The organism is Citreimonas sp. (genome assembly GCF_042096055.1).
Lineage (GTDB): Bacteria > Pseudomonadota > Alphaproteobacteria > Rhodobacterales > Rhodobacteraceae > Citreimonas.
The window spans coordinates 3,853-5,469 of record NZ_JBELMH010000129.1 but is presented as its reverse complement, the minus strand read 5'-3'; the positions used below and the strand labels follow the sequence as shown (position 1 = coordinate 5,469).

Below are 1,617 nucleotides of genomic sequence, written 5' to 3'. Positions count from 1 at the left end.
CGGCGCTGCGCTGGTGGACGTGGCGATCGACCAGGGCGGCTGCTTCGAGACCTCGAAGGCCACGACGCACGCCGACCCGGTCTACGACGTGGACGGGATCATGCATTACTGCGTCGCCAACATGCCGGGTGCGGTGGCGCGCACCTCGACCATCGCGCTCGGCAACGCGACGATGCCGTTCATGCTGGCGCTGGCCGACAAGGGTTGGCGGCAGGCCTGCGCCGACGATCCGCACCTGCTGGCGGGGCTCAACGTGCATGCCGGGCGGCTGACATACTACGCGGTGGGCCGCGCCCAGGGCATCGACGTGACCGCGCCCCACCTTGCCGTGAAGGGAGAGTGAGGCCGGCGACAAGCCGATCTGACGACGCCTTTCCGCCGATCACCCGCGGCGCACGGAACAGCCCCGCGGCCGGCGCGTTTGCGGTGAACACAACCGGAAGGAGTAGTCACGATGGTTACGACAGTGGGCACCAGCTCGGACTTCCCGAAGCTGATCGAGAACTTCATCATCCTCGAGCATGACGCGATCGCCGCCTACGACGCGGTGATCGAGCGTCTGGACAAGCCCGAGCTCAAGTCCAAGATCGCCGAGTTCAAGGGCGACCACGAACGCCACATGTCCGAGCTGAAGGCCATGGCCGGCCGCGCCGGCGCCGACATTCCCGGCGAAGGCGACATGAAGCAGATGCTGACGACCGGCAAGGTCGCCTTCGCAGACATGGTGGGCGACGACGGCTCGATCCTGATGGCGATGGCCAGCAACGAGACCGACACCGTCAGCGCCTACGAGAACGGCAAGGACAACGATTGCGTCCCCGCCGACGAGCGCGCGGTCTTCACGCGCGCCTACGAGGACGAGCTGCGCCACAAGGAATGGATGGAGGCGACCGCCCGCACGGTCTGATCCGACCCTAGGCCTGCCCATTACCCCCGCCGGCGCGCACAGCCCCTGTGCGCGCCGGTTGCGTTTGCGCCGCCGCCCGTCGGGTCTACCTTCACCGCAAACCAACCAGGAGACACCCGATGGTCGACCTCGCCACCCACCCGATCGCGCGCCGCTGGCCCGCGCAGCATCCAGACCGCATCCAGCTCTACTCCTTCCCCACGCCCAACGGCGTGAAGGCGTCGATCGCGCTGGAAGAGATGGGCCTGCCCTACGAGGCGCACCGCGTCTCGCTGTCGGACACCGACGTCAAAAGCCCCGAGTTCACCGCGCTGAACCCCAACGGCAAGATCCCCGCGCTCATCGACCCCAACGGCCCCGACGGCCCGGTCGGTCTGTTCGAATCCGGCTCGATCCTGGTCTACCTCGCCGAGAAGTCGGGCCAGTTCGGCGGCGCGACGGCCGCGCAGCGCTTCGAGATCCTGCAATGGGTGATGTTCCAGATGGGCGGCCTCGGGCCGATGTTCGGGCAGATGGGCTTCTTCTGGAAGTTCGCCGGCAAGGACATCGACGACCCCCGCCCGCGCGAGCGCTACGCCGGCGAGGCGCGCCGCCTGCTGGGCGTGCTCGACACGGCGCTGCAGGGCCGCGACTGGATCGCGGGCGAGTATTCCATCGCCGACATGGCGATCGCGCCGTGGCTGAACGCGCTGAACTTCTACGAGACCAAG

Annotated in this window: 2 protein-coding genes and 1 pseudogene; all 3 read left to right on the top strand. The window is 68.0% G+C overall.

All coding sequences use genetic code 11. The features are described from left to right. Positions 1–343, top strand: a pseudogene (locus tag ACFDTC_RS17225) (alanine dehydrogenase); the annotation flags it as partial. A 111-nt stretch (positions 344–454) separates the two neighbouring features. Beyond that, the gene (locus ACFDTC_RS17220) at positions 455–907 is read left to right on the top strand and encodes a DUF2383 domain-containing protein (RefSeq protein ID WP_375260110.1); all 453 of its coding nucleotides are present in this window, start codon (positions 455–457) and stop codon (positions 905–907) included. Between the two features lie 119 nt (positions 908–1,026). Further along, on the top strand, positions 1,027–1,617 hold a 591-nt coding region (locus ACFDTC_RS17215), incomplete at its 3' end, for a glutathione S-transferase family protein (RefSeq protein WP_375260109.1).

Coding starts and splice junctions, on each gene's coding strand:
- ACFDTC_RS17220 (WP_375260110.1), top strand. CDS start 455: ATGGTTACGACAGTGGGCACCAGCTCGGACTTCCCGAAGCTGATCGAG.